The sequence below is a fragment of the Streptomyces mesophilus genome (assembly GCF_040300965.1).
GTDB lineage: Bacteria > Actinomycetota > Actinomycetes > Streptomycetales > Streptomycetaceae > Streptomyces > Streptomyces mesophilus_A.
Window position 1 is genome coordinate 24,863 of sequence record NZ_JBEPEW010000058.1, and the last position, 22,874, is coordinate 47,736.

The following is a 22,874-nucleotide window of genomic DNA, read 5'->3' on the forward strand; positions in this document are numbered from 1 at the left end:
CTGGGCGGCCATGAAGTGGTGTCGGGAGGCGACGCGAAGCCGCACGTTCCGAGGACCGCGCCGCGCCTGGGGCGCACCGCGGTCCTCGGCCGTGACTACTTCGTGTCGCCCTCGCCCTCGGTCTTCTTCGGCTCGGCGTCGCCGTCGGCGTCCTTCTTGCCGAGGTCGATGGGCGAGTCGGCCGACACATCGGCGTCGGCGGGCTCGTCGGCCTGGGTCAGGGAGGAAGCGTCGTCCGGAACCTCCGGGGCGTCATCGACGTCGCCGGGGGTGATGCCGTGGACGATGCGGTTGTACTCGTCGTCGTCGAGGACGGCGCCGATCGCGTTCTTCGCGTAGATCGCGTGAACGCCCGGGGCCACCTCGAGCGTGGCGGCGTCGTCGCTGACTTCCTTGACGACCGCGTACATGCCCCCGATCGTGCGGACACCCGTGCCGGGCTGCATCTGGTTGCGCATCTCGGCCGCCTGCTGCTGCTTCTTCTTGGCAGAACGGGTCATCAGGAACATGACCCCGATGATCAAGATGAACGGAAGGAGGCTCAAGATATTCACGGGACGGGTTTCCTTCGCACGACCGCGCAGATGAGCGGCCTTCTGGATGGGGGTGGGCACACCGCCGATAAGGGCGGCATCGGCGGAGTCTAAGCGAGTCCGCACGGATGGAACAACGCTCAGCATGGCACCGGGGTTCCATACGGAGCGAGCACCCTCGCCGTCACGCCCCGAACAGGTCGCCTTGTCCGGATCCGCCGGTTCCGTGACTCTGCGGCGCCGTGAGACCCAGATGCGCCCACGCCGCGGGAGTGGCCACGCGGCCGCGCGGGGTACGGGCCAGCAGTCCTTCCCGTACGAGGAAGGGCTCGGCGACCTCTTCGACGGTCTCGCGCTCCTCCCCCACCGCGACCGAGAGAGTCGACAAGCCGACAGGTCCGCCGCCGAACAGCTTGAGCAGTGCCTCCAGGACGGCCCGGTCGAGCCGGTCGAGCCCGCGCGCGTCCACCTCGTAGACGCGCAGCGCCGCCGCGGCGATCTCCTGGGTGATCCGGCCGTCGGCCTTGACCTGCGCATAGTCCCGTACGCGGCGAAGCAGGCGGTTGGCGATACGCGGCGTGCCACGGGAGCGGCCCGCGATCTCGGCGGCGCCGTCGGTGTCGATGGTGACGTCGAGCAGATCGGCGGAGCGGTGGATGACGCGCTCCAGCTCGGCCGGCTCGTAGAACTCCATATGGGCGGTGAAGCCGAAGCGGTCGCGCAGCGGCGGCGGCAGCAGACCCGCGCGGGTGGTGGCGCCGACCAGCGTGAAGGGCGGCAGCTCAAGGGGGATGGCGGTGGCGCCGGGCCCCTTGCCGACGATGACGTCGACGCGGAAGTCCTCCATCGCCATGTACAGCATCTCCTCGGCGGGCCGCGACATCCGGTGGATCTCGTCGAGGAAGAGGACCTCGCCCTCCTGGAGGGAGGAGAGGATCGCGGCCAGGTCTCCGGCGTGCTGGATGGCGGGGCCGCTGGTGATGCGGATCGGGGCTTCCATCTCGGCCGCGATGATCATCGAGAGCGTGGTCTTGCCGAGGCCGGGGGCTCCGGACAGGAGCACATGGTCGGCGGTGGCGCCGCGCTGGCGGGCCGCCCTGAGCACGAGGTCGAGCTGCTCGCGCACCCGTTCCTGGCCGACGAACTCGGCCAGGGACTTGGGGCGCAGCGCCGCCTCTACGGCCTGGTCCTCGCCGTCCGCGGCGGATCCGACCAGCCGGCCCGTGGTGTCGTCGGCCGGCTGTGCGGTGTCGTCCCAGTTCACGGTGGAGTGCCTCGCCAGTTCGGTTCGTGCTTACGGATGTACGGGGATGCGCAGGGTCAGCGGGTGCGGTTGAGCGTCTGCAGCGCGGCCTTGAGGAGCGGGCCGACCTGCGGGGTGCCGTCCATGGCCTCGGCCTGCGGGGTGACCGCGGTGACGGCCTCGTCCGCCTCACGCGTCGCGTATCCGAGCCCGATCAGCGCGGCGTGCAGCTGGTCGCGCCAGGAGGCGGTGGCCTGGGCGCCGACCGTGGACGCCGTGCCCAGAGGCGCGCCGAGCCGGTCCTTGTATTCCAGGAGCAGCTTCTGCGCCCCCTTCTTGCCGATGCCCGGCACCGCGGTCAGCGCCTTCTCGTCGCCGGTCGCGACGGCCCGGCGCAGCGCGTCCGGCGAGTGCACCGCGAGCATCGCCTGGGCCAGGCGCGGTCCCACTCCGCTCGCGGTCTGCAGAAGCTCGAAGGTCTGGCGCTCGTCGTCGTCCGCGAAGCCGTACAGAGTGAGCGAGTCCTCCCGTACGACCAAGGAGGTCGCCAGCTTGGTCTGCTGGCCGAGGCGCAGGCCGGACAGGGTGTTCGGCGTGCACTGCACGGCCATGCCGATCCCGCCGACCTCGACGACAGCAGCGTCGGGGGCGAGGGCGGCGACGGGGCCGCTGACGAAGGCGATCATTTGGTTCGGCCTTTCGATGCGTGCAGTGCTGCGGCTTGCTGGAGACGGTTCGGCGGACGGCTTTCGGCAGCGGCCTGCTGGAGGCGGGTCTGCGCGGCGACCGCTTCCTGGAGGCGGTTCTTGGCGGGCCCGCGCCAGATATGGCAGATGGCGAGGGCCAAGGCGTCGGCGGCGTCGGCGGGCTTGGGCGGTGCGTCGAGCCGCAGCAGACGGGTGACCATGGCGCCGACCTGGGCCTTGTCGGCCCGTCCGCTGCCCGTGACGGCGGCCTTGACCTCGCTCGGTGTGTGCAGGGCCACCGGGATGCCGCGGCGCGCGGCGCAGAGCATCGCGACGGCGCTGGCCTGGGCGGTGCCCATCACCGTCCGTACGTTGTGCTGGCTGAACACCCGCTCCACGGCGACGAATTCGGGCTGGTGCTCATCGAGCCACTGCTCGATGCCCTGCTCGATGGCGACGAGGCGCGAGCCCAACTCGGCGTCCGCGGGCGTCCGTACGACACCTACACCGCACATGGTGAGCGGCCGGCCCGCCACACCTTCGACGACGCCGACGCCGCACCGGGTCAGACCTGGGTCGACTCCCAGAACCCGCACAACGCCCCTCCCTTCGCTCGTCTGTTTGTGCAGGCTATCGGGTGCCACCGACAACTGCGGCGAGCGACAAAGCGGCGGGCCGACAGGAAGTTTCCCGTCGGCCCGCCGCTTCGGTACGGATCAGGCGTCGACCTTCTCCATGATCTCGTCGGAGACATCGAAGTTGGCGAAGACGTTCTGCACGTCGTCGCTGTCCTCGAGCGCGTCGATCAGCTTGAAGATCTTGCGTGCGCCCTCTTCGTCCAGCTCGACCTGCATGGTCGGGACGAAGTTGGCGTCGGCCGAGTCGTAGTCGATCCCGGCGTCCTGGAGCGCGGTGCGCACCGCGACCAGGTCGGTCGCCTCGGAGAGCACCTCGAAGGACTCGCCCAGGTCGTTGACCTCTTCGGCGCCCGCGTCGAGGACCGCGCCGAGGACGTCGTCCTCGGTCAGCTCGCCCTTGGGGACGATCACGACGCCCTTGCGGTTGAAGAGGTACGAGACGGAACCGGGGTCGGCCATGTTGCCGCCGTTGCGCGTCATGGCGACGCGGACGTCGGACGCGGCGCGGTTGCGGTTGTCGGTGAGGCACTCGATGAGCACCGCGACACCGTTGGGGCCGTAGCCCTCGTACATGATCGTCTCGTAGTCGGCGCCGCCGGCCTCGAGGCCCGCGCCGCGCTTGACCGCGGAGTCGATGTTCTTGTTCGGGACCGAGCTCTTCTTCGCCTTCTGGATGGCGTCCTCGAGCGTCGGGTTGCCGCTGACATCGGCGCCGCCCGTACGCGCGGCGACCTCGATGTTCTTGATCAGCTTCGCGAAGAGCTTGCCGCGCTTGGCGTCGATCACGGCCTTCTTGTGCTTAGTCGTGGCCCATTTAGAGTGGCCGGACATCTGCCTGTCTCCTTCGCGTAACCAATCTCTGTACGAACGACAGAGATCCTACCGGGATCCGGCAGCCGCCTTCTCCCGGACCATCTCGACGAACAGCCCGTGCACCCTGTGGTCGCCCGTGAGCTCCGGATGGAACGACGTGGCGAGCGACCAGCCCTGACGTACGGCGACGATGTGGCCGCCGTGCTCGGCGAGCACCTCGACCTCGGCGCCGACGGACTCGACCCACGGGGCGCGGATGAAGACACCCTCGACCGGGCCCAGACCCCGGACGTCCACGGACGCCTCGAACGACTCGTTCTGCCGTCCGAACGCGTTGCGGCGCACGATCATGTCGATGCCGCCGATCGTCTCCTGGCCCGAGCGCGGGTCGAGGATCTTGTCGGCGAGCAGAATCAGGCCGGCGCAGGTGCCGTAGACGGGCATCCCGCCGCGTACGCGCTCACGCAGGGGCTCCAACAGGCCGAAGAGGACGGCCAGTTTGGAGATCGTGGTCGACTCGCCGCCCGGGATGACCAGGGCGTCGACCTCGGCGAGCTCCTCGGGGCGCCGCACCGCCCTGGCCACGGCATCCGCCGCGGCCAGGGCGATGAGGTGCTCCCGTACGTCGCCCTGAAGAGCAAGGACGCCGATGACAGGAGTGGTTGCCATGGGGACTACCAGCCCCGGTTCGCGTAGCGCTCGGTCTCGGGCAGGGTGTCGCAGTTGATGCCGACCATGGCCTCGCCCAGGTTGCGGGAGGCGTCCGCGATGATCTTCGGGTCGTCGTAGAAGGTGGTGGCCTTCACGATGGCGGCGGCGCGCTTGGCCGGGTCGCCCGACTTGAAGATGCCGGAGCCGACGAAGACGCCCTCGGCGCCGAGCTGACGCATCAGAGCGGCGTCGGCCGGGGTGGCCACGCCACCGGCGGAGAACAGCACGACGGGGAGCTTGCCGAGCTCGGCGACCTCCTTGACCAGCTCGTACGGGGCGCGCAGCTCCTTGGCGGCGGCGTACAGCTCGTTGTTGTCGTAGCCGCGAAGGCGCGCGATCTCGTTCTTGATCTGGCGCATGTGGCGGACGGCCTCGACGACGTTGCCGGTGCCGGCCTCGCCCTTGGAGCGGATCATGGCCGCGCCCTCGGCGATACGGCGCAGCGCCTCGCCCAGGTTGGTGGCGCCGCAGACGAACGGGGTCGTGAACGCGAACTTGTCGCTGTGGTTGACCTCGTCGGCCGGGGTGAGGACCTCGGACTCGTCGATGTAGTCGACGCCGAGCGACTGCAGGATCTGCGCCTCGACGAAGTGGCCGATGCGGGACTTGGCCATGACCGGGATGGAGACGGCCTCGATGATCTCTTCGATCATGTTCGGGTCGGACATACGGGCCACGCCGCCGTCCTTGCGGATGTCGGCCGGCACCCGCTCCAGGGCCATGACGGCCACGGCACCCGCGTCCTCGGCGATCTTCGCCTGCTCGGCGTTGACCACGTCCATGATGACGCCGCCCTTGAGCTGCTCGGCCATGCCGCGCTTGACGCGGGCGGTGCCGGTGGCGGGGGTTTCGGGGGTGTTGGTAGCCACGGATGACCTCACTGGAGTGAAGGAAGACGGTGTGACTACAGGCAACTCCCTGGAGCAGTCCACAACAAGGGCCAATGGGTAGCCGGTGGCTCATTTTTCCGTACGAGGGCCACGTACTGCCTGGTCAGGGACCTAGGCCCTCAGTGGCACGGGGCCTAGGACCCGGGCCGGTCCGCCAGCGCGGTGGGCGGTTCGTCGTCCATCTCGAAGGCCAGCGGGAAGGGCGCGTGCCCCGCGAGACGGAACAGCCGCACCTTGCGGTGGCGCCGCAGCGCCCGGGCCGCGCGTACGGCGTCGTTGTGGAAGCGCCGCGCCATCGGCACCCTGCGGACCGCCTGGGCCAGCTCCTCCGCCGCCTCTTCACCACCGGGCGCCTCGCGCACCGCCTCGACCTGGTCGGTGTCCCCGAACACGGCGCGCAGCGCCTGGCTGAGATCGCTCTCGGCGACCTCCCGCTGTTCCTCCTCGGCCTGGCGCGCGGCGTGCGCGGCCTCGTACAGGACGATCGAGGCCGCCGGATCGAGCACGTTGGACGTGGCCAGCTCCTGTGCGACCGAGGCCCGGCGCAGGAGCTGGGCGTCAAGTGCCGCCCGTGCCGCGTCGATCCGGGCGTGCAGCCGGTCGAGGCGCCCGGCGGTCCAGCTCAGATACAAGCCGATGGCGAACAGGGCTACGGCGATCCAGATCAGCGTTACGGTCACGGGCGGAAAGGCTACCGGGACCAGGGCGTCGCTCTTTCACGCCGGACGGCCCGGACGACTTCAGGGGGGTTCCATGGACAGGCGGCAGGTGCTGGCCGCAGGCGCGGTGGGCATGGCGACGGCGGCGTTGGGGAGCGGGACGGCGGCCGCCGGTCAATCCGGCGGTGTGCACGGAGAGATGGCCGCTGGGCTCGGTGCGATGGCCGATGCGCTGGGCGCCGCACCCACGGTCGTCGACCGCGGCATCGGCTGGACCCGCACCAGGTTCCTGATCGAGGACGACGGCGTGCCCTACGCCGTGGACGTGGTCGCCGACACGGCACAGCGGCCGCGTTCGCTCGCCTATCTGCTGCCCGGCGGCGGCCTGAACTTCACGGCGAACTTCTTCACCCCGCGCGAGCGCAACCTCGCCCACCATCTGCGCCGCCTCGGCCACCTGGTCATCGGCATCACTCCGCGCGAGGACCTCGCCACGGCCGCCGACATCGGCGCCGGATGGGGCCTGGCCGCGCACCGCGTGGACGCCCGCCGCGTGATCGACGCCGTGGACGCGGCGCTCCGGCTCCCGTACCAGCTCATCGGCCACTCGGCGGGCGCGGCGCTCGCGCTGGACCTGGCAGGCCGCGGGGACGGCAGGCGTCTCGAGCGGGTCGTCCTCCTGGACACCACCGGCCCCTACGAAGGGGAACCGGCTGTGCGGGCCGGGCAGGCGCGCGACGCGTTCCAGTCCCTGATCGACCAGGGCTCGTACGCCAACGACCCAGGGCTCGAGGGCCTGCTCGCCCGCGCGCTGTCCGACCCGGACGGGGCGAGCCCGGTGCCGCGCCCCGTCGATCCCACGACCCGCTTCACGAACGCCGGTCTCGCCCACTACGCCTTGATCCGCACCAACACCCTTCCGGGACCGGCCAATTGGATCTACCGCCAGGGCCACGCCGCAGGCACGTACACCTTCGGGGCCTCCCCCGCCGAGGACCGCTTCACGCTCGCGCACAGCCCGCTGCCGGTGTGGGGCGAGGCCACCGGGGACCTGGGCAGCGGCCTCGTCCCGCACGCCCTGCTGCGCGACCTGTGCGCGATCTGGGCCGGCGACGACGCCACGTACCGCATCGCCTGGGACCGGATCCGCGCCGAGGTCGTCTGGATCAACATGGAACTCGGCCGCGGCGACCACCCCTTGGGCGCGCACCTGATCCGCCGCAACGGCAACCGCCACGTCACGTTCCAGGTCGTCCCGGGCTACGGGCACGGCGACCCGGTCTGGGGCGAACAGTCGGACATCGAGGTCTGGCCGCTGCTCACGCCGAAGTGAGGCCGCCGCTCGCGCCGAAGTGAGCCGGCTCGGCAGTCGCTCCCATTAGGCGGCGAACCTGCGGCAGCCCGCTAGCCGTCCCCTGGGACGGGTTGCATCCAGCGCCCGTCCTCGAACTCGGGCGGGATCTCGTCCTGCCAAGGGTCGATGCCGGCCTGCTCCAACTCGTCGAACCAGCGGTCGCGCTGGGAGGCCGGCAGCCGGGCTCCACACCACGGGCAGAAGGCGATCGTGCTGCTCGACTGGCCGCCGTCGTGGATGATCAGGCCGTACTCGGCGAACTTCGCGTTGAAGCCCACGAGCGCATCAGGGCAGGCGTACGGGTCCGGATGCACCTGGCACTGGTGCGCGAGCTGACGGGACATGGCCGTACAGCAGTGCCGCACCGCTCAGTCCCGCGCCCGCGCGAACCGTGCACGCAGCCCCGTCGACCGTTCGTCCGCCGCGACCGAGGTCGTGCCGTCCGTGACCGTCTCGTACACAGCGAGGATGTCCGCGCCGACCGTCGACCAGTCGAAGCGGCGGACGTGGGCGCTGCCCCGTTCGCTGAGCTCGGCGCGGCGGTTGGCGTCGCCGAGGAGCTTCACCGCGGCCGTGGCCAGTGCCTCCGCGTCCTCGTTGGCGAACAGTTCGCCCGCGCCGCCCTGGTCCAGGACCTGCGCGAACGCGTCCAGGTCGGAGGCGAGCACCGGTGCGCCCGCGGACAGGGCCTCGACGAGGATGATGCCGAAGCTCTCACCGCCGGTGTTCGGGGCGACGTACACGTCGACGCTGCGCAGCAGCCGCGCCTTGTCCTCGTCGCTGACCATGCCGAGGAACTCGACGCGCGAGCGCATCTCGGCCGGCAGCGAGGCCACGGCCTCCTCCTCATCGCCACGCCCCGCGACGAGGAGCCGGGTGTCGGGCAGCTCCGCCAGGATCTTGGGCAGCGCCTTCATCAGGACGGGAAGTCCCTTGCGGGGCTCGTCGATCCGGCCGATGAAGCCGAGCGTCCCGCCCTGCCACTCCGCCTTGGGCTCGGCCCGCGCGAAGAAGTCCACGTCGACCCCGTTGGGGATGACCACCGCGTCACCGCCGAGGTGCTCGACCAGCGTGCGGCGCGCGTACTCGCTGACCGCGATCCGCGCGCTGATCTTCTCGAGCGCGTGCTGCAGGATCGGATACGCGGCGACCATGGCCCGCGACCGGGCGGTGGACGTGTGGAAGGTCGCGACGATCGGCCCCTGCGCCGCCCAGCAGGTGAGCAGCCCGAGCGAGGGCGAGGCCGGCTCGTGGATGTGGATCACGTCGAAGGTGCCGTCGTGCAGCCATCTGCGCACCCGGGCCGCCGACAGGAATCCGAAGCTGAGCCGCGCCACCGACCCGTTGTACGGCACGGGAACGGCACGGCCCGCCGACACCACGTAGGGCGGCAGCGGGGTGTCGTCGTCGGCCGGGGCGAGCACCGACACCTCGTGACCGAGCCGGATCAGATGCTCGGCGAGGTCGCGGATGTGGAACTGGACGCCGCCCGGCACGTCCCAGGAGTACGGACAGACGATGCCGATCTTCACTGAGTGCCCTTCTCGGGGCGTGGAGCCTTCTCGGGGTCGAGGTCCGAGAGCCACAGCCGCTGCAGCATGTGCCAGTCCTCCGGGTGCTCGGCGATACCCGTGGCGAAAGCGTCCGCCAGGGCCTGCGTCATCGAGGACGTCTTCTCGGCCCGGGTACCTGTCTCGGGGACTTCGACGGGCGCGTGGATACGGCCCTTCATGACAGCCGTGTCGTCGTACCAGAGCGTCACCGGCAGCAGCAGCGCACCCGTCTGCTGGGCGAGCATCGCCGGCCCGGCGGGCATCCGCGCGGTCTCGCCGAAGAACTTCACCTCGACACCGGACGCGGACAGATCGCGGTCCGCGACCAGGCACACCGCACCTCCCGCGCGCAGCCGCCGGGCGAGGGTCCCGAAGGCGGCGCCTCCGGTGTGCGGCAGGACCTCCATGCCGAGACTGCTGCGGTACGCCACGAACCGGTCGTACAGGGACTCCGGCTTGAGCCGCTCCTGCACGGTCGTGAAAGGCGTCTCCATCTCGGTGGTGAGCCAGGCGCCGGCCAGGTCCCAGTTGGCCAGGTGCGGGAGCGCGAGGACCACGCCCTTGTCGGAGGCAAGGGCGTCGGTCATGTAGTGGACGTCCTTGAGGTCGAGGCCGCCGCGGATGCGCTCCTCGGGCCAGGCCGGCAGCCGGAAGGACTCCATCCAGTACCGCATGTACGAGCGCATGCCCGCCTTGGACAGCTGGGCGAGCCGCTCGGGGCTCGCGTCCGGGACCACCCGCGCGTAGTTGGCCTCGAGCCGCTGCACCCCCTTGCCGCGCTTCTTCCACGCGATGTCGGCGATGGTCCGGCCCAGGCGGACCGCGACAGGCTCCGGGAGCTTCTTGACCGTCCCCCAGCCGAGCCCGTACAGCGCGTCCGTCAGCTTCTCCGTCGTCTTGCTCATCAGGCCGTCTCGCTCCCCCGTGCCGCGTTTTCGTTCTCCGGTGCCGTGCTCTCCTGCAGGGCCGCACTCTCCTGTACGGAGGCATCGGCCGCCGCGGCGTCCGCCTCCGCCGACTCCCGGCGTACCGTCACGACCCGCTGGCCGAGCGTGACCAGGCTGCCGACGGCCACGATCCACAGCGCGATCGGCAGCAGGACGTCGATCCCCGGCACGCCGAACGCGTGCAGACCCGCGAGGCCGGCCGCGACCAGCGAGATCACCAGACGCTCGGCGCGCTCGATCAGGCCGTTCACCGCGACGGGCAGGCCGATCGATTCACCACGTGCCTTCGTGTACGAGACCACCTGGCCGCTCGCCAGACAGAAGATGGCGACCGCGCACAGGATGTTGTCGTCGCCCTTGCCCGCGTACCAGAGTGCGAAGCCGCCGAAGATCGCACCGTCGGCGACCCGGTCGAGCGTCGAGTCGAGGAACGCGCCCCAGCGGCTCGAGATGCCGGCCTGGCGCGCCATGTTCCCGTCCACCAGGTCGGAGAACACGAACAGGGTGATGACGATGGTGCCCCAGAAGAACTCCCCGCGCGGGAAGAACCACAGCGCACCCGCCACCACACCGGCCGTCCCGATCAGGGTGACCGCGTCGGGGCTGACCCCCCTGCGGAGCAGAAACGCGGCGAACGGCGTGAGAACACGCGTGAAGAACGCACGCGCGTACTTGTTCAGCATGGCCTTCGAGCCTCTTCCCAAGGGGGGTGGCGGGCCGCGCGGCCCCTGCGGCCACCGGCTGGCCCATCGTAGTCACGGGGCGGCCCGCTCCACCCGCGGAGCCCCGGTCGCACGCGCACCCGGGCGATCACGTACGACGTATGGACGCAGGAAGACCTGAGTGGAAAGCTCGAAGGCACCGCGGGCGTCGCCGAAGCCGCCGGCCCATTCGAGCCTGATCCAGCACGCGGTTTCCGCGTGTCCGCGCCCTTCTCCTCACCGTGCAAGAAAACCGGGAGGCAAGGCATGGGCGACAAGGCAAATGCACACCCTGGGGCCGCCGGCAGGGCTCTGACGGCCGACCACCCCGCGTCCGTACGGAATGTGGTGCTGGTCGGCCACAGCGGCTGCGGCAAGACGACTCTGGTGGAGGCCCTCGCACTCAGCGCGGGGGCGGTGAACAGGGCGGGCCGTGTGGAGGACGGCGGCACCGTCTCCGACTACGACGAGATCGAGCATCGCCAGCAACGCTCGGTCCAGCTGTCCCTCGTACCCGTCGAATGGGGCGGGATCAAGATCAACCTCCTCGACACTCCGGGATACGCGGATTTCGTCGGGGAACTGCGGGCCGGTCTGCGAGCAGCGGACGCGGCCCTTTTCGTTGTCTCGGCAGCGGAGGGAACGGAGGGCATCTCGGGCGCCACCCGCATGGTGTGGGACGAGTGCGCGGCCGTCGGGATGCCACGGGCCATCGTCATCACGCACCTGGAGGCCGCACGGGCCGACTTCGAGCAGATGACCCGGGCCTGCGCCGAGACCTTCGGCGGCGACGACCCCGATGCCGTACTGCCGCTCTACCTGCCACTGCACGGCGAGGCGGGTGCCGATGGGCACGCGCCCGTGCACGGGCTGATCGGGCTGCTCTCGCAGAAGGTCTTCGACTACTCCTCCGGCGAGCGCAAGGAGCGCCCGCCGTCCGGTGACGAATTACCGCTGATCGAGGAGGCCCGCAACCGGCTCATCGAGGGGATCATCGCCGAGAGCGAGGACGAATCCCTGATGGACCGCTATCTGGGCGGTGAGGAGATCGACTTCAAGACCCTCGTGGGGGACCTGGAGACCGCGGTGGCCCGCGGCATCTTCCACCCGGTGCTCGCCGCGGCGCCCGCGGCCGAGGGCTCCAAGCAGGGCCTGGGCACGGTGGAGCTCCTCGAGCTGATCACGGGTGGCTTCCCCACTCCCCTGGAGCGCCCGGCCCCCGAGGTGACCACCCCGTCCGGAGCGCCGCGCGAGGTGGCCGCGTGCGATCCGGAGGGCCCGCTCGTCGCCGAGGTCGTGAAGACCTCCTCCGACCCCTATGTGGGGCGGATCTCTCTCGTACGGATCTTCTCGGGGACCTTGCGTCCCGATGAGACCGTGCATGTCTCGGGCCACGGCCTGGCCGACCGCGGACATGAGGACCATGACGTGGACGAGCGGATCGGCGCCCTGTCCTCGCCGTTCGGCAAACAGCAGCGCACCCTCACCAAGGCCATCGCGGGAGACCTGGCCTGTGTGGCGAAGCTGAGCCGGGCCGAGACCGGGGACACCCTGTCCCACAAGGACGAGCCGCTCCTGATGCGGCCGTGGACCATGCCGGACCCACTGCTGCCACTGGCCATCCAGGCGCACAGCAAACCGGACGAGGACAAGCTCTCGCAGGGTCTTTCGCGGCTGGTCGCCGAGGATCCGACGATGCGTCTCGAGCAGAACCAGAACACCCACCAGGTGGTCCTGTGGTGCCTGGGCGAGGCCCATGCCGATGTCGCCCTCGAGCGGCTGCGCAACCGGTTCGGTGTGCAGGTCGACGTCGTCCCGCACAAGGTGTCGCTGCGCGAGACCTTCGCGGGCAAGGCGGCGGCGCGCGGACGGCATGTGAAGCAGTCCGGCGGACACGGTCAGTTCGCGATCTGCGAGATCGAGGTGGAGCCGCTGCCGGGCGGCGCGGGCATCGAGTTCGTCGACAAGGTCGTGGGGGGTGCGGTGCCGCGGCAGTTCATCCCGTCCGTCGAGAAGGGGATACGGGCCCAGGCCACCCGAGGTGTCGCGCTGGGATATCCGCTGGTGGACGTACGGGTGACGCTGCTGGACGGCAAGGCGCACTCGGTGGACTCCTCCGACGCCGCGTTCCAGACGGCGGGCGCGCTGGCCTTGCGGGAGGCGGCGGCGGGGATGACGATCCATCTCCTCGAACCGGTCAGCGAGGTGCAGATCCTGGTCGCGGACGACTATGTGGGCGCCGTGATGAGCGATCTGTCCGGTCGGCGCGGCCGCGTGGTCGGCACCGAGCAGTCGCCGGGCGGGCGCACGCTCGTACGGGCCGAGGTGCCGGAGATCGAGATCGGGCGGTACGCGGTGGATCTGCGCTCGCTCTCGCACGGAACCGGGCGCTTCAGCCGGCGCTATGCGCGGCATGAGCCGATGCCGCCGCAGCAGGCCGCCAAGTTGCGGGAGGAGGCGGAGAGTTCGAGCTGAGGCCGTGGCCGGCGGTGGACAGCCGCCCGCGCCGTTCCCCTCTCGGCGCGGGCGGTCCGTGCAGCCTGTGGACAACCGCAGAGAGGTTTTCCACAGGCCCGGACACCCCTTGTCACCGCCCGATACATTGTTGATCTGCGCATCCGACCTGCGGACCGCCACCTGATGGCAAGTCAAAAGGTGTGCCGAGCAGGGAAGTCGGGAAGGCCGCAGAAGCAGCGAGGCGGCGATGGGGGCAGCAGTGGCGAACGAGTTTGATTCGGCCTTCGATTTCAGGCCCGGTGCCCAGGTGCCTCTTTCGGGCGCCGCGGGCGAGACCGCGGCGACGCATGCCCTGGCCTCGGCCGCGTACCGGGACACCGATGTCGACGAGCTGCTCAAGGCGAACAGCGAGTGGCACAAGTCCGAGATAAAGAAGGGCAAGTTGTCGCTCTTCAAGCCGGACTTGGGCGAGGCCTTCTCGCGGGCCGTCCAGGTGCGCACGCTCGGCGGCGGACGCAAGCCCCTGATCCAGTCCTTCGGCACCGAGCCGCAGGCAGTGGTCGAGCACTGTCTCGCCGCGACCGGGATCCGCAAGCAGCGGGACACCCAACTCACCGTGGTGATGGGCGTGTTCGGCGTACTGTTCCTGCCCGGACTGCTGATCTGGCTGCTGATCTTCCAGGCCCGGAAGTGGATCGGCGACCAGAAGGACAAGCGCGCCCAGGCGCTGTCCACGGCGGTGCTCGTGGGCGCCGGCGGCCTGCTGCTGCTCTTCCTGATCCGGCTGCCGTTCACGGGGATAGCCGGTCTCTATCTGCGTGCCATGATCGTGGCGCCGGTGATCGGCTGGCTGCTCGCCAAGCAGATATGCGAGCGCACGGCCAAGGACCTGCGTCTGCGCTGGGAGAGCCTCCTCGCCGGCGGCGGTATCGGCGCGAAGATCCCGGAGGCGGTGCCCACCAACCCCAACGAGACGGCCGCCGAGCGCCTGCGCCAGGGCCTGGCCCACCTCACCGCCGAGCAGCAGTCCAACTCGGTGTTCTACGCGGGCCCCAAAGGCATCCTCGGCATGGGCACACGCTGGGGCAGCTGGCAGCTCGCCGAGGAGCTGACACCACGCGAACCGGCCACGGAGATCCACCCCTTCCGCAGCTGGGACGTCATCCGCGCGATCCACGACCAGCTGCGGCTCCTGGAGCGCGGCCCACTGCACACGGGCGGTTTCCCCACCCCTTCGATACGCCACTGGATCGTCACGCCCGTCGGGGAGAACGCCAAGGAGGTCGCGCGCCCCAAGGGCACCGACGTCGAGGCGTACCAGATCAAGGGCCATGAGATACAGCGGATCTGCAACGAGCAGCAGTTCGGCAGCGGCGACCGCCACTATCTGGGCGTGCAGTTCCGGCTGTGGGACGGCCAGTTGGTGGTCACCATGCTGATCACCGTCACCGTGCTGCATCACACACTGCGGATCGAGGTCACCGGGCATGCGCTGGGCCCGGTGCACGCCCTGTTCACCACCAAGCCGAAGGCCAAGGTCAAGGAAGTCGCGAAGACGGTCAGGTTCTGGGAGACCAAGGAGGTCAAGCAGCCGCTGGTGAGCACCACCGACGTGGTCCGGCTCGCGGCGCGTGCGCCCTTCACCTGGTATCCGCCGATCCTCGACTTCCTCGGCGGCAAGCTGGTGCTGCCCGAGCCCTTCGGTCTGCGGCACGCGTGGGCCGACAAGCCGTGGCGGCACCGTTTCATGGCCGACGACGCCCTGCGCACGGCGACGCCGGTGCTGCGCGTGGTGCATGCCTCCGCGCTCAAGGTGCTCCAGGAGAACGGCGTGGACACCGAGCGCTGGGACAACCGCTCCCTCATCCTCAGCGGACTGGTGCAGGACCCGACGCCGCGCAAGGCGGATGTGTACGACGCGTGACCGTCAGGGCGGGCCCGGCTTCGGCGGCCGGGCCCGAGCGGGGGTTCAGCCCACCTGCCAGGCGTCCGCCAGCATCTTGCGCGTATCGGCGAGGAGTTGCGGCAGGATCTTGGTGTGCCCGACCACCGGCATGAAGTTGGTGTCGCCACCCCAGCGCGGCACGATGTGCTGGTGCAGGTGGGCCGCGATACCGGCGCCGGCCACGGTCCCCTGGTTCATCCCGATGTTGAACCCGTGCGCGCCCGAAGCGATACGCAGCGCGGACATCGCCTGCTTCGTGAGCTCACCGAGTTCGGCGGTCTCCGGGCCGGTCAGCTCGGTGTAGTCCGCGACGTGCCGGTAGGGCACGACCATCAGATGGCCGCCGTTGTACGGGTACAGGTTCAGCACCGCGTACACCTGCTCGCCACGCGCCACGACAAGGCCGTCCTCGTCGGACTTCCCCGGAATCGAGCAGAAGGGACAGCCGTCCTCGGCACCCGGGCCGGTGGGCTTGTTCTCGCCCTGGATATAGGCCATCCGATGGGGCGTCCACAGGCGCTGGAACGCGTCCTTGGTCCCCACTCCGATCTGCTGCTCCGGCTCACTCGTCATGCTGTGCAGCATATGGCTTCGCCCGTTCGGAGCGTGTCGCCGGGGCCCTACCGCCGACCGCTCCGGCGAAGCTGACCGGATGGAAGACGACAGCCCTCAGGAGCGCTGGCGCAGGCGCACCGAAATCCCCCTCGCCGTCGCCTCGATCCTTTTCCTGGGTGCGTACGCGGCCCGCGTGCTGGCTCATGGCATGTCTTACCCCTGGCGCGACATCTGCCTGGTGGTCGCCTTCGGCAGCTGGGCCCTGTTCGTGGTGGACTACGCGGTGCGCTGGCGGATGAGCGGGCTCGGCCTGAAGTACGTCCGCACCCACGGTCTGGACACCCTGGTGATGCTGCTGCCCCTGCTGCGCCCCCTGCGGGTGGTGCGCCTCTACGAGGCCGTCCAGCTGCGACATGGCGAACCACGCCTGAGCCTGTACGCACGCGTGATGGTCTACGCGGGGATGTCGGCCGTGCTGCTCGGCTTCGCCGGCGCGCTGGCGGTCTACCACCAGGAGCACGCGGCCCCGGGTGCCAACATCCGCACCTTCGGCGACGCGGTCTGGTGGACCTGCACCACCCTGTCCACCGTCGGCTACGGGGACACGACACCGGTCACCCCCGTCGGCCGCCTCGTCGCGGTGGGCATGATGGCCTGCGGTCTCGGACTGCTCGGCGCGGTGACGGGTTCGTTCTCGTCGTGGCTGATCCAGGTCTTCACGGTGGAGGACGACAAGCGCGAAGAGCGCGGCCGGCGCTGAGCGGCATCCAGCGAACGGCACGAGGCACACCCCGGGAACGGCACGAGGCCCCGGGCAGCACGCCCGGGGCCTCGTACAGCAAAAGCGGCAGATCGGAATCAGATCTGCGCCCGCTCCTCGACCACCTTCGCGATCTTCGCGATGGCCTCGTCGACCGGAATGCCGTTCTCCTGCGAGCCGTCGCGGTAACGGAAGGACACCGAACCGGCGTTCATGTCCTCGTCGCCCGCGATGACCATGAAGGGCACCTTGGCCTTCTGCTGGTTGCGGATCTTCTTCTGCATACGGTCCGAGGACGAGTCCACCTCGACCCGCAGGCCCTTCTCGCGCGCCTTGGCCGCGAAGTCCTCCAGGTAGGAGACGTGCGCGTCACCGATCGGGATGCCGACGGCCTGCACGGGCGCGAGCCACGCCGGGAAGGCACCCGCGTAGTGCTCGAGCAGCACGCCGAAGAACCGCTCGATCGAGCCGAACAGCGCCCGGTGGATCATCACCGGCTGCTGACGCGAACCGTCGCCCGCGGTGTACTCGAGGTTGAAGCGCTTGGGCTGGTTGAAGTCGACCTGGATGGTCGACATCTGCCAGGACCGGCCGATCGCGTCCTTGACCTGCACGGAGATCTTCGGCCCGTAGTACGCGGCACCACCCGGGTCGGCGACCAGCGGAAGGTTCTGCTTCTCGGCCGCGAGCCGCAGCGCCTCGGTGGCCTCCGCCCAGTCCTCGTCCGTGCCGATGAACTTGTCGGACTCGTCGCGGGTGGACAGCTCCAGCTCGAACTCGGTCAGACCGTAGTCCCGCAGCAGATCGAGCACGAAGGTCAGAAGCGTGTCCAGCTCCTGCGGCATCTGCTCCTTGGTGCAGTAGATGTGCGAGTCGTCCTGGGTGAAGCCGCGCGAGCGGGTCAGACCGTGCACGACGCCGGACTTCTCGTACCGGTAGACGGTGCCGAACTCGAAGAGCCGCAGCGGCAGTTCACGGTACGAACGGCCGCGGGACTTGAAGATCAGGTTGTGCATCGGGCAGTTCATCGCCTTGAGGCGGTAGTTCTGCTCGTCGAACTCGATGGGCGGGAACATGCCCTCCGCGTAGTGCGGCAGGTGGCCCGAGATCTCGAAGAGCTTCTCCTTCGAGATGTGCGGGGTGTTCACGAACTCGTAGCCGGAGGTCTCGTGGGCACGCCGCGAGTAGTCCTCCATGACCTTGCGGATCACACCGCCCTTGGGGTGGAAGACCGCGAGACCGGGGCCAAGCTCCTCCGGGAAGGAGAACAGGTCGAGCTCCGCACCGAGCTTGCGGTGGTCGCGCTTCTCGGCCTCGGCGAGGAACTCCAGGTAGCCCTTGAGCTCCTCCTTCGAGGGCCAGGCGGTGCCGTAGATCCGCTGCAGCTGCGGGTTCTTCTCGCTGCCGCGCCAGTACGCGGCGGCCGAGCGCATCAGCTTGAACGCGGGGATGACACGGGTGGTGGGCAGGTGCGGGCCTCGGCAGAGGTCCTTCCAGCACAGGTCACCGGTCTTGGCGTCCAGGTTGTCGTAGATGGTCAGCTCGCCTGCGCCCACCTCGGCGTCGGCGCCGTCGGCGGCCTGCGCGGCATTGCCCTTGAGGCCGATGAGCTCCAGCTTGTACGGCTCGTCGGCGAGCTCGACGCGCGCGTCCTCGTCGGTGGTGACACGGCGCGAGAAGCGCTGCCCCCGCTTCTGGATCTCCTGCATCTTCTTCTCGATGCGCTTGAGGTCCTCGGGGGTGAAGGGCTCCTTGACGTCGAAGTCGTAGTAGAAGCCGTCCTTGATGGGCGGGCCGATGCCGAGCTTCGCCTCGGGGAACAGCTCCTGCACGGCCTGCGCCATGACGTGCGCGGTGGAGTGCCGCAGGATGTCCAGACCGTCCTTCGAGGAGATCTCGACAGCCTCGACCTCGTCGCCGTCGCGCAGCTCGTACGCGAGGTCCTTGAGCTCGCCCGCGACACGGGCGGCGACGATGGTGCGCTCGCCGGCGAAGAGCTCCGCGGCCGTAGCGCCCGTAGTCACCACGCGTTCTTCCCGCTCGGAATCGCGTTGGATGATCACACGGACGTCAGACACGGGTCTCTCCTAGCTGAAGGGGTCGCGTCGCCGTACGAATGGCCACGCAGATCGAATCGTACCGAGCCGACCCCACCGATCGCGAAACGGTTACCCGCTCCCCCGCACCCCGCGCTCAGTCCCCGTCCTCGCCGCTGCACGCCTCCTCGAAGAAGTCGAGGTTCTCCTGCAGCGACTTCATCATCCGGTCCCGTACGGCCTCGTCCACCTGCACCGGCACCACGTCCGACGCCCCGGTCAGCCGCCGGAACCCGCCCCGGCTCTCCAGGCGCCCGCTGACCCGGATCGGCAGCCCGACCAGATGCGCACTGCCCGCGATCCGGTACGCCTCCTCGTCCAGGCTCAGCCGCACATGCGGTACGTCCGCACCCGCGATGACCCGCAGCCGCACCGTGCCCGTGCCGCGGGGCCCGTTGCGCCGCATCCGTACGACGGTCCCGGTGATCCGTACCGGCAGAGCGGGCTCCTCGCGCAGGAACCGGGCCCCCGCCTCCCGCAGCACCGGAAGATCACCGGGTGAGAACTCCACCGCCTCGGGCCGTGGCGCACACCCTTCCGGCACCCCGGCCGCCGGAGCCCACGCGAACGTGACCCGCGCCCCCTCCGTGCCGCGCACCAGCGCGACGACCGCCTCGGTCAGCTCCTGGCTGACCCCGGCCTCGATCGCGGTGTCGAAGGCCTCCATCCCGCCGGTGGCCCGCTGATAGTCGATGGCCTCCCTGGCCGCGTACAGCGCGTGATGCAGTCGTACGACGAGGGCGCGGCCGGTCTCGACGGGCACGAACGCCGTCAGTTCACGGCCGCCGGGCGCGGGTCCGACCAGGAGCTCACGCAGCGATCCTGCGGCCGGTCGGCGGTGCCGGGCGCCGTAGTACCCGGCGCGCCCGCGCAGGGCCAGCGCCCCGGCGATCAGCATCTTCCGCGCCGCGCCCCGCAGTTCCTCCTCCACCGCCCAGGGCGCGGTACCGGCGGGCCCGGCCGGCACATCGCGCGACCAGCGGACCTCGTCGCTCGGCAGCGCGAGCGCCACGAGTACGTCGCGTGCGGACGGAGCGGCGCTGCGCGACAACGCGAGCAGCGCCTCGTCGAGGAGATCCTCACTGTCCGGGAAGGCCCGGCTCTCGGGGACCAGCAGACTCGTACCGGAAGAGCCACCCGGCGGCGTCCAACGCGCATAGCGCCCGACGGCGCCTCCGCGCCGCCGCCAGCCGTGCCGGTCGAGCAACTCCCGGAGCACGGCGGGATCTACCCGCGTAGCGGGGGCCGCTTCGAACCCGTCGACCGGGTGCGGCCTCAGCGGCTCATCGGTCGGACGGTGCTGCCTCGAAGGCGTCATGGCCTGCCTCCCGTCCCGACCCGCGTCATGATCTCGCAGAGCGCCCGGTCGTCGAATATCCGTGCCGTCGGAATGCGTACGGTCGTGCGGCGCCTGCCGGTGATCCGGTGGCCGGCGAGGTTGACCCAGTAGCAGCAGTGCCGCAGATCGAGCCGGTCGTGGCTCGCTCTGAGCCAGTCCTCCTGGGAACGCGGCACGAGCATCACCACCAGGATCTTGTGCACCGACACCGGGGTACGGGCCAGCTTCGCCAGATGCTCGTTGTCGAGCGTGAACGAGAAGGCGGAGCCAGGGGGGTTGGGCGCTGTCTGGTACGTGGCCTTGAGCTGCACCTTGATGGTGACCTCGTCGTCGATCGCGTGCCCCGGCGCGCTGTGACTGACGTGCCAGTCGATCCCGTTGTCCGGAAAGGGCTGCGACAGCGAGCACCCCGCGGCGGCGGCGACGGCGTGCAGATATCCCACCTGCAGGGTCTCCATGCAGGCGGTGGTGGCGAGGGTGCCGCGCAGCGGTGCAGTCCGCTCGGGCAGCAGCCCACTGTTTTCGGGCTGCGCGAGCGCCATGATCGACGAGCCTTCCGGGGTGGGGCCGGTGCCTCCGGCTCCCACGTGGAAAGCCGGAGTGATCGAAAAGTAGAGATTCTCCCGCGACGGGCGGTCAACTCCCGTTTCCGTCACTTGTGTTGTGACCGGTCGGCATACGCCGCAAACGGTCCGGGCATCACCAGGTCGGGGCAGGGGTAGCGCATCATCTGCCAGGAGTGAACAGGGAGTTGCATCACTATGACGTGCTGGTACGAGGGACCCCTGGCCGCCTTCGACACCGAAACCACCGGCGTGGACGTGGAAAGCGACCGCATCGTGTCCGCCGCGATCGTCGTCCAGGACTCGGCGGGCGCCCGGGCACGGACGACCCGTTGGCTGGTCAACCCGGGCATACCGGTGCCCGCGGGCGCCACGGAAGTCCACGGACTGACCGACGACCATCTGCAGCGCAACGGCCGCTGGCCCTCCCCCGTGATGGAGGAGATAGCCCGCGAGCTGGCCGAACTCAACGCCTCGGGACGGCCCTTGGTCGTGATGAACGCGCCGTTCGATCTCACGCTCCTGGACCGCGAGTTACGCCGCCACCGCGCGTCGTCGCTCGGCCGCTATCTGGAGAACCACCCGCTGTGCGTGCTCGACCCGCGGGTCCTCGACAAGCACCTGGACCGCTACCGCAAGGGCCGTCGCACCCTGACCGATCTGTGCGAGCACTACGAGGTGGAGCTGACGGGCGCGCACGACGCGGCCGCCGACGCCCGGGCCTCCCTGGATGTCATCCGCGCGATAGGCCGCCGCTTCGCGGCCCGTCTCGAACGCCTCAACCCGGCCGAGCTGCACTCGCTCCAGGCGGTGTGGCACGCGGGCCAGGCCCGGGGCCTTCAGGCCTGGTTCGCCCGCAGCGGCACGGTGGAGGTGGTGGACCCGGCCTGGCCCCTGCGCCCGGAACTGCCGGCCGCGGCCTGATCCCGTACACGAAAAAGCCGGTCCGTCGATGACGGACCGGCCTTCTTCCGGGTGGGCGATACTGGGTTCGAACCAGTGACCTCTTCGGTGTGAACGAAGCGCTCTCCCACTGAGCTAATCGCCCGGGAACGCACTGAACCATACAGGTCGGGACGGCCCCGGTTCAAACCCGTTCTCACCGTCGGCCCAGGTATCCGACCAGGCCGCGCCTCCCATTGCGCATCATCAGCGCGTGGTTGAGCAGGAACACCGGCCGCCCCGGCACGGCGAACCGCCGCATCAGGCCCCGCTGCACCCGCACTTCCTGCTCGTACACGGCACGCGACCCGCCGTTGTACGAGGAGACGGTCCAACGGGCCCACCCCTGCAGGTCCCCGCTCGCCGCCACTTCGAGCACCCCGGCCTCGGGATCGCGCCGTGCGGAGCGGACAGTGACGAGCAGCTCGTACGGCAGGAAGGACCGGATCCGCACCACCCCGGTGTCCTCGTCGTGCCGGATCGTCTCGCGGATCTCGCGCCACCAGGAGGGGTACGCCTCCACCTCCTCGAGCACCCGGAACACCGCGTCCGGCCTCGCCGGCAGGTCCCAGACACTCCGGAAGCGGTAGTGACTCCAGTCCATGTCTCCAGTGTCGCCCCGGGACGTACTCAGGGGGAGATGAGTACCTGAGCGCATCCGCGGCCGTATGACGCGGACCACACTGCGTGCCATGACGAGCATTCCGCCGCCGGCCGAGGAACTGCGCATCCTCGATCTCGAACTGGCCCGACTGGACGCCCGCCGCGCCCAGTTGCTGACCCGCAGGGCCTGGCTGGTCGGCGTCCTGCAGCAGAGCACGCCACCGGCCTGGCCTGCGCGCACGCCGGCCACGACGGGCCCGGACGCACGGCGGCCCGGGACCGCGGGTCCGCGCGAGACCGCCGCCCCTGGCGTGCAGAACGTCCTGCTGGCCCTGGGCGGCATCCTGCTGGCCATCGCGGCGATCGCCTTCACCCTCGTGAGCTGGGGCTCCATGGGGATCGGCGGGCGCAGTGCGGTACTCGGCACGATCACCGCGGGCGCTCTGGCACTGCCGGTCCTCCTCCTGCGCCGCGGTCTGTCCGCGACGGCCGAGGTGATCGCGGCGGTCGGCCTCCTCCTGACGGTCCTCGACGCGTACGCCCTGCACGCCGCCGCCTTGCCGGACACCGACCCGCTCGCCTACGCGGCCGCCGCCTGCGCCCTCCTCGCCGCGCTCTGGACGGCCTACGGCCTGCTCGTACGGGATCTTCACCTGCCGCTTCCGGCGGGCGTGGCCACCGCCCAACTCCCGCTGCTGCTCTGGTGGGCGTCATCGGATGCGGGTCCGCACCTGCTCAGCGCCGCCCTGCTCGTGACCTCGGCCGCGTCCACGACGGCCGCGCTGTATGTCACGCGTATGCCGGTACGGGTGACGGCCGGTGCGGGTGCCGCGGCGGTCGGCCTGTTCGGCCTGCTCACGGCCACGGGCCTGATCCTGGACGCCGC

General features: G+C 70.1%; 22 protein-coding genes, 1 tRNA gene and 1 pseudogene. 6 read left to right on the plus strand and 18 right to left on the minus strand.

Annotated elements, in window-relative coordinates:
• Positions 1-95 precede the first annotated feature (95 nt).
• From yajC to ABT367_RS21080, 8 genes are all read right to left on the minus strand, one after another.
• Positions 96-554, minus strand: a complete 459-nt coding sequence (gene yajC, locus ABT367_RS21045) for a preprotein translocase subunit YajC (protein WP_352254602.1) — start codon at positions 552-554, stop codon at positions 96-98.
• A gap of 163 nt (positions 555-717) precedes the next feature.
• Positions 718-1,797, minus strand: coding sequence for a Holliday junction branch migration DNA helicase RuvB (gene ruvB, locus ABT367_RS21050; protein ID WP_352254603.1), 1,080 nt, complete (start codon positions 1,795-1,797; stop codon positions 718-720).
• Between the two features lie 56 nt (positions 1,798-1,853).
• A complete protein-coding gene (ruvA, locus tag ABT367_RS21055) occupies positions 1,854-2,462 on the minus strand; it encodes a Holliday junction branch migration protein RuvA (protein WP_199549808.1) in 609 nt (202 codons plus the stop codon).
• Complete coding sequence (ruvC, locus tag ABT367_RS21060; protein WP_352254604.1) at positions 2,459-3,058, minus strand: crossover junction endodeoxyribonuclease RuvC; 600 nt, start codon at positions 3,056-3,058, stop codon at positions 2,459-2,461. Before ruvC ends, ruvA begins: the two co-directional genes overlap by 4 nt.
• 120 nt (positions 3,059-3,178) lie before the next feature.
• Positions 3,179-3,931 carry a YebC/PmpR family DNA-binding transcriptional regulator gene (locus tag ABT367_RS21065; RefSeq protein ID WP_352254605.1) on the minus strand — a complete coding sequence of 251 codons (753 nt, stop codon included), beginning with the start codon at positions 3,929-3,931 and terminating at the stop codon, positions 3,179-3,181.
• Between the two features lie 48 nt (positions 3,932-3,979).
• The gene (pdxT, locus tag ABT367_RS21070; RefSeq protein ID WP_352254606.1) at positions 3,980-4,582 is read right to left on the minus strand and encodes a pyridoxal 5'-phosphate synthase glutaminase subunit PdxT; all 603 of its coding nucleotides are present in this window, start codon (positions 4,580-4,582) and stop codon (positions 3,980-3,982) included.
• Between the two features lie 5 nt (positions 4,583-4,587).
• Entirely contained in the window at positions 4,588-5,493 is a 906-nt protein-coding gene (gene pdxS, locus ABT367_RS21075; protein ID WP_165330522.1) for a pyridoxal 5'-phosphate synthase lyase subunit PdxS, read from the minus strand.
• Between the two features lie 155 nt (positions 5,494-5,648).
• Positions 5,649-6,194, minus strand: coding sequence for a hypothetical protein (locus tag ABT367_RS21080; RefSeq protein WP_352254607.1), 546 nt, complete (start codon positions 6,192-6,194; stop codon positions 5,649-5,651).
• A gap of 73 nt (positions 6,195-6,267) precedes the next feature.
• Here ABT367_RS21080 and ABT367_RS21085 point away from each other — a divergent pair, with 73 nt between their 5' ends.
• On the plus strand, positions 6,268-7,506 hold the full coding sequence (locus tag ABT367_RS21085; protein WP_352254608.1) for a thioesterase domain-containing protein: 1,239 nt from the start codon (positions 6,268-6,270) through the stop codon (positions 7,504-7,506).
• Positions 7,507-7,577: 71 nt separating this feature from the next.
• On the opposite strand, the gene ABT367_RS21090 is transcribed toward ABT367_RS21085, so the two are convergent.
• From ABT367_RS21090 to pgsA, 4 genes are read right to left on the minus strand one after another with little or no spacing between them, the layout of a single operon-like run.
• Positions 7,578-7,871, minus strand: a complete 294-nt coding sequence (locus tag ABT367_RS21090) for a DUF6980 family protein (RefSeq protein WP_352254609.1) — start codon at positions 7,869-7,871, stop codon at positions 7,578-7,580.
• 24 nt (positions 7,872-7,895) lie between these two features.
• Positions 7,896-9,059 carry a glycosyltransferase family 4 protein gene (locus ABT367_RS21095; protein WP_352254610.1) on the minus strand — a complete coding sequence of 388 codons (1,164 nt, stop codon included), beginning with the start codon at positions 9,057-9,059 and terminating at the stop codon, positions 7,896-7,898.
• A complete protein-coding gene (locus ABT367_RS21100; protein WP_352254611.1) occupies positions 9,056-9,985 on the minus strand; it encodes a phosphatidylinositol mannoside acyltransferase in 930 nt (309 codons plus the stop codon). The genes ABT367_RS21095 and ABT367_RS21100 overlap by 4 nt, the downstream gene beginning before the upstream one ends.
• Entirely contained in the window at positions 9,985-10,710 is a 726-nt protein-coding gene (gene pgsA / locus ABT367_RS21105) for a phosphatidylinositol phosphate synthase (RefSeq protein WP_352254612.1), read from the minus strand. The genes ABT367_RS21100 and pgsA overlap by 1 nt, the downstream gene beginning before the upstream one ends.
• Before the next feature lie 285 nt (positions 10,711-10,995).
• Here pgsA and ABT367_RS21110 point away from each other — a divergent pair, with 285 nt between their 5' ends.
• Together ABT367_RS21110 and ABT367_RS21115 are read left to right on the plus strand one after the other, a co-directional pair.
• Positions 10,996-13,203 carry an elongation factor G-like protein EF-G2 gene (locus ABT367_RS21110; RefSeq protein ID WP_352254613.1) on the plus strand — a complete coding sequence of 736 codons (2,208 nt, stop codon included), beginning with the start codon at positions 10,996-10,998 and terminating at the stop codon, positions 13,201-13,203.
• Positions 13,204-13,432: 229 nt separating this feature from the next.
• Entirely contained in the window at positions 13,433-15,109 is a 1,677-nt protein-coding gene (locus ABT367_RS21115; protein WP_352254614.1) for a hypothetical protein, read from the plus strand.
• A gap of 45 nt (positions 15,110-15,154) precedes the next feature.
• Here ABT367_RS21115 and ABT367_RS21120 read toward each other — a convergent pair whose 3' ends face one another.
• On the minus strand, positions 15,155-15,715 hold the full coding sequence (locus ABT367_RS21120; protein ID WP_352254615.1) for an HIT family protein: 561 nt from the start codon (positions 15,713-15,715) through the stop codon (positions 15,155-15,157).
• Positions 15,716-15,782: 67 nt separating this feature from the next.
• Between ABT367_RS21120 and ABT367_RS21125 the strand changes: the two genes are divergently transcribed.
• Positions 15,783-16,445 carry a potassium channel family protein gene (locus ABT367_RS21125; protein WP_352254616.1) on the plus strand — a complete coding sequence of 221 codons (663 nt, stop codon included), beginning with the start codon at positions 15,783-15,785 and terminating at the stop codon, positions 16,443-16,445.
• Between the two features lie 98 nt (positions 16,446-16,543).
• Here ABT367_RS21125 and thrS read toward each other — a convergent pair whose 3' ends face one another.
• The 3 genes from thrS to ABT367_RS21140 all read right to left on the minus strand — a co-directional run bounded on the left by thrS (position 16,544) and on the right by ABT367_RS21140 (position 20,422).
• Positions 16,544-18,523, minus strand: a complete 1,980-nt coding sequence (gene thrS, locus ABT367_RS21130) for a threonine--tRNA ligase (protein WP_352254617.1) — start codon at positions 18,521-18,523, stop codon at positions 16,544-16,546.
• A gap of 115 nt (positions 18,524-18,638) precedes the next feature.
• Entirely contained in the window at positions 18,639-19,859 is a 1,221-nt protein-coding gene (locus ABT367_RS21135) for a hypothetical protein (protein ID WP_352254618.1), read from the minus strand.
• On the minus strand, positions 19,856-20,422 hold the full coding sequence (locus ABT367_RS21140; protein WP_352254619.1) for a DUF4365 domain-containing protein: 567 nt from the start codon (positions 20,420-20,422) through the stop codon (positions 19,856-19,858). The genes ABT367_RS21135 and ABT367_RS21140 overlap by 4 nt, the downstream gene beginning before the upstream one ends.
• 219 nt (positions 20,423-20,641) lie before the next feature.
• Between ABT367_RS21140 and ABT367_RS21145 the strand changes: the two genes are divergently transcribed.
• Positions 20,642-21,367: a 3'-5' exonuclease gene (locus tag ABT367_RS21145; RefSeq protein ID WP_352254620.1), complete on the plus strand. Its 726-nt coding sequence runs from the start codon at positions 20,642-20,644 to the stop codon at positions 21,365-21,367.
• Between the two features lie 52 nt (positions 21,368-21,419).
• On the opposite strand, the gene ABT367_RS21150 is transcribed toward ABT367_RS21145, so the two are convergent.
• Positions 21,420-21,491 (minus strand) — tRNA-Val (locus ABT367_RS21150).
• Between the two features lie 51 nt (positions 21,492-21,542).
• Complete coding sequence (locus tag ABT367_RS21155; RefSeq protein WP_352254621.1) at positions 21,543-21,989, minus strand: SRPBCC family protein; 447 nt, start codon at positions 21,987-21,989, stop codon at positions 21,543-21,545.
• An 88-nt stretch (positions 21,990-22,077) separates the two neighbouring features.
• Between ABT367_RS21155 and ABT367_RS21160 the strand changes: the two are divergent.
• Positions 22,078-22,874, plus strand: a pseudogene (locus ABT367_RS21160) (SCO7613 C-terminal domain-containing membrane protein); the annotation flags it as partial.

What these genes read in the sequence shown, in the direction of transcription:
- ABT367_RS21155 (WP_352254621.1), bottom strand. Translation starts at nt 21,989, where the DNA reads ATGGACTGGAGTCACTACCGCTTCCGGAGTGTCTGGGACCTGCCGGCG.
- ABT367_RS21085 (WP_352254608.1), top strand. Translation starts at nt 6,268, where the DNA reads ATGGACAGGCGGCAGGTGCTGGCCGCAGGCGCGGTGGGCATGGCGACG.
- ABT367_RS21065 (WP_352254605.1), bottom strand. Translation starts at nt 3,931, where the DNA reads ATGTCCGGCCACTCTAAATGGGCCACGACTAAGCACAAGAAGGCCGTG.
- ABT367_RS21090 (WP_352254609.1), bottom strand. Translation starts at nt 7,871, where the DNA reads ATGTCCCGTCAGCTCGCGCACCAGTGCCAGGTGCATCCGGACCCGTAC.
- ABT367_RS21125 (WP_352254616.1), top strand. Translation starts at nt 15,783, where the DNA reads ATGGAAGACGACAGCCCTCAGGAGCGCTGGCGCAGGCGCACCGAAATC.
- ABT367_RS21135 (WP_352254618.1), bottom strand. Translation starts at nt 19,859, where the DNA reads ATGACGCCTTCGAGGCAGCACCGTCCGACCGATGAGCCGCTGAGGCCG.
- ABT367_RS21140 (WP_352254619.1), bottom strand. Translation starts at nt 20,422, where the DNA reads ATGGCGCTCGCGCAGCCCGAAAACAGTGGGCTGCTGCCCGAGCGGACT.
- ruvA (WP_199549808.1), bottom strand. Translation starts at nt 2,462, where the DNA reads ATGATCGCCTTCGTCAGCGGCCCCGTCGCCGCCCTCGCCCCCGACGCT.
- ABT367_RS21145 (WP_352254620.1), top strand. Translation starts at nt 20,642, where the DNA reads ATGACGTGCTGGTACGAGGGACCCCTGGCCGCCTTCGACACCGAAACC.
- ABT367_RS21115 (WP_352254614.1), top strand. Translation starts at nt 13,433, where the DNA reads ATGGGGGCAGCAGTGGCGAACGAGTTTGATTCGGCCTTCGATTTCAGG.
- pgsA (WP_352254612.1), bottom strand. Translation starts at nt 10,710, where the DNA reads ATGCTGAACAAGTACGCGCGTGCGTTCTTCACGCGTGTTCTCACGCCG.
- ABT367_RS21100 (WP_352254611.1), bottom strand. Translation starts at nt 9,985, where the DNA reads ATGAGCAAGACGACGGAGAAGCTGACGGACGCGCTGTACGGGCTCGGC.
- ABT367_RS21110 (WP_352254613.1), top strand. Translation starts at nt 10,996, where the DNA reads ATGGGCGACAAGGCAAATGCACACCCTGGGGCCGCCGGCAGGGCTCTG.
- ABT367_RS21120 (WP_352254615.1), bottom strand. Translation starts at nt 15,715, where the DNA reads ATGCTGCACAGCATGACGAGTGAGCCGGAGCAGCAGATCGGAGTGGGG.
- pdxT (WP_352254606.1), bottom strand. Translation starts at nt 4,582, where the DNA reads ATGGCAACCACTCCTGTCATCGGCGTCCTTGCTCTTCAGGGCGACGTA.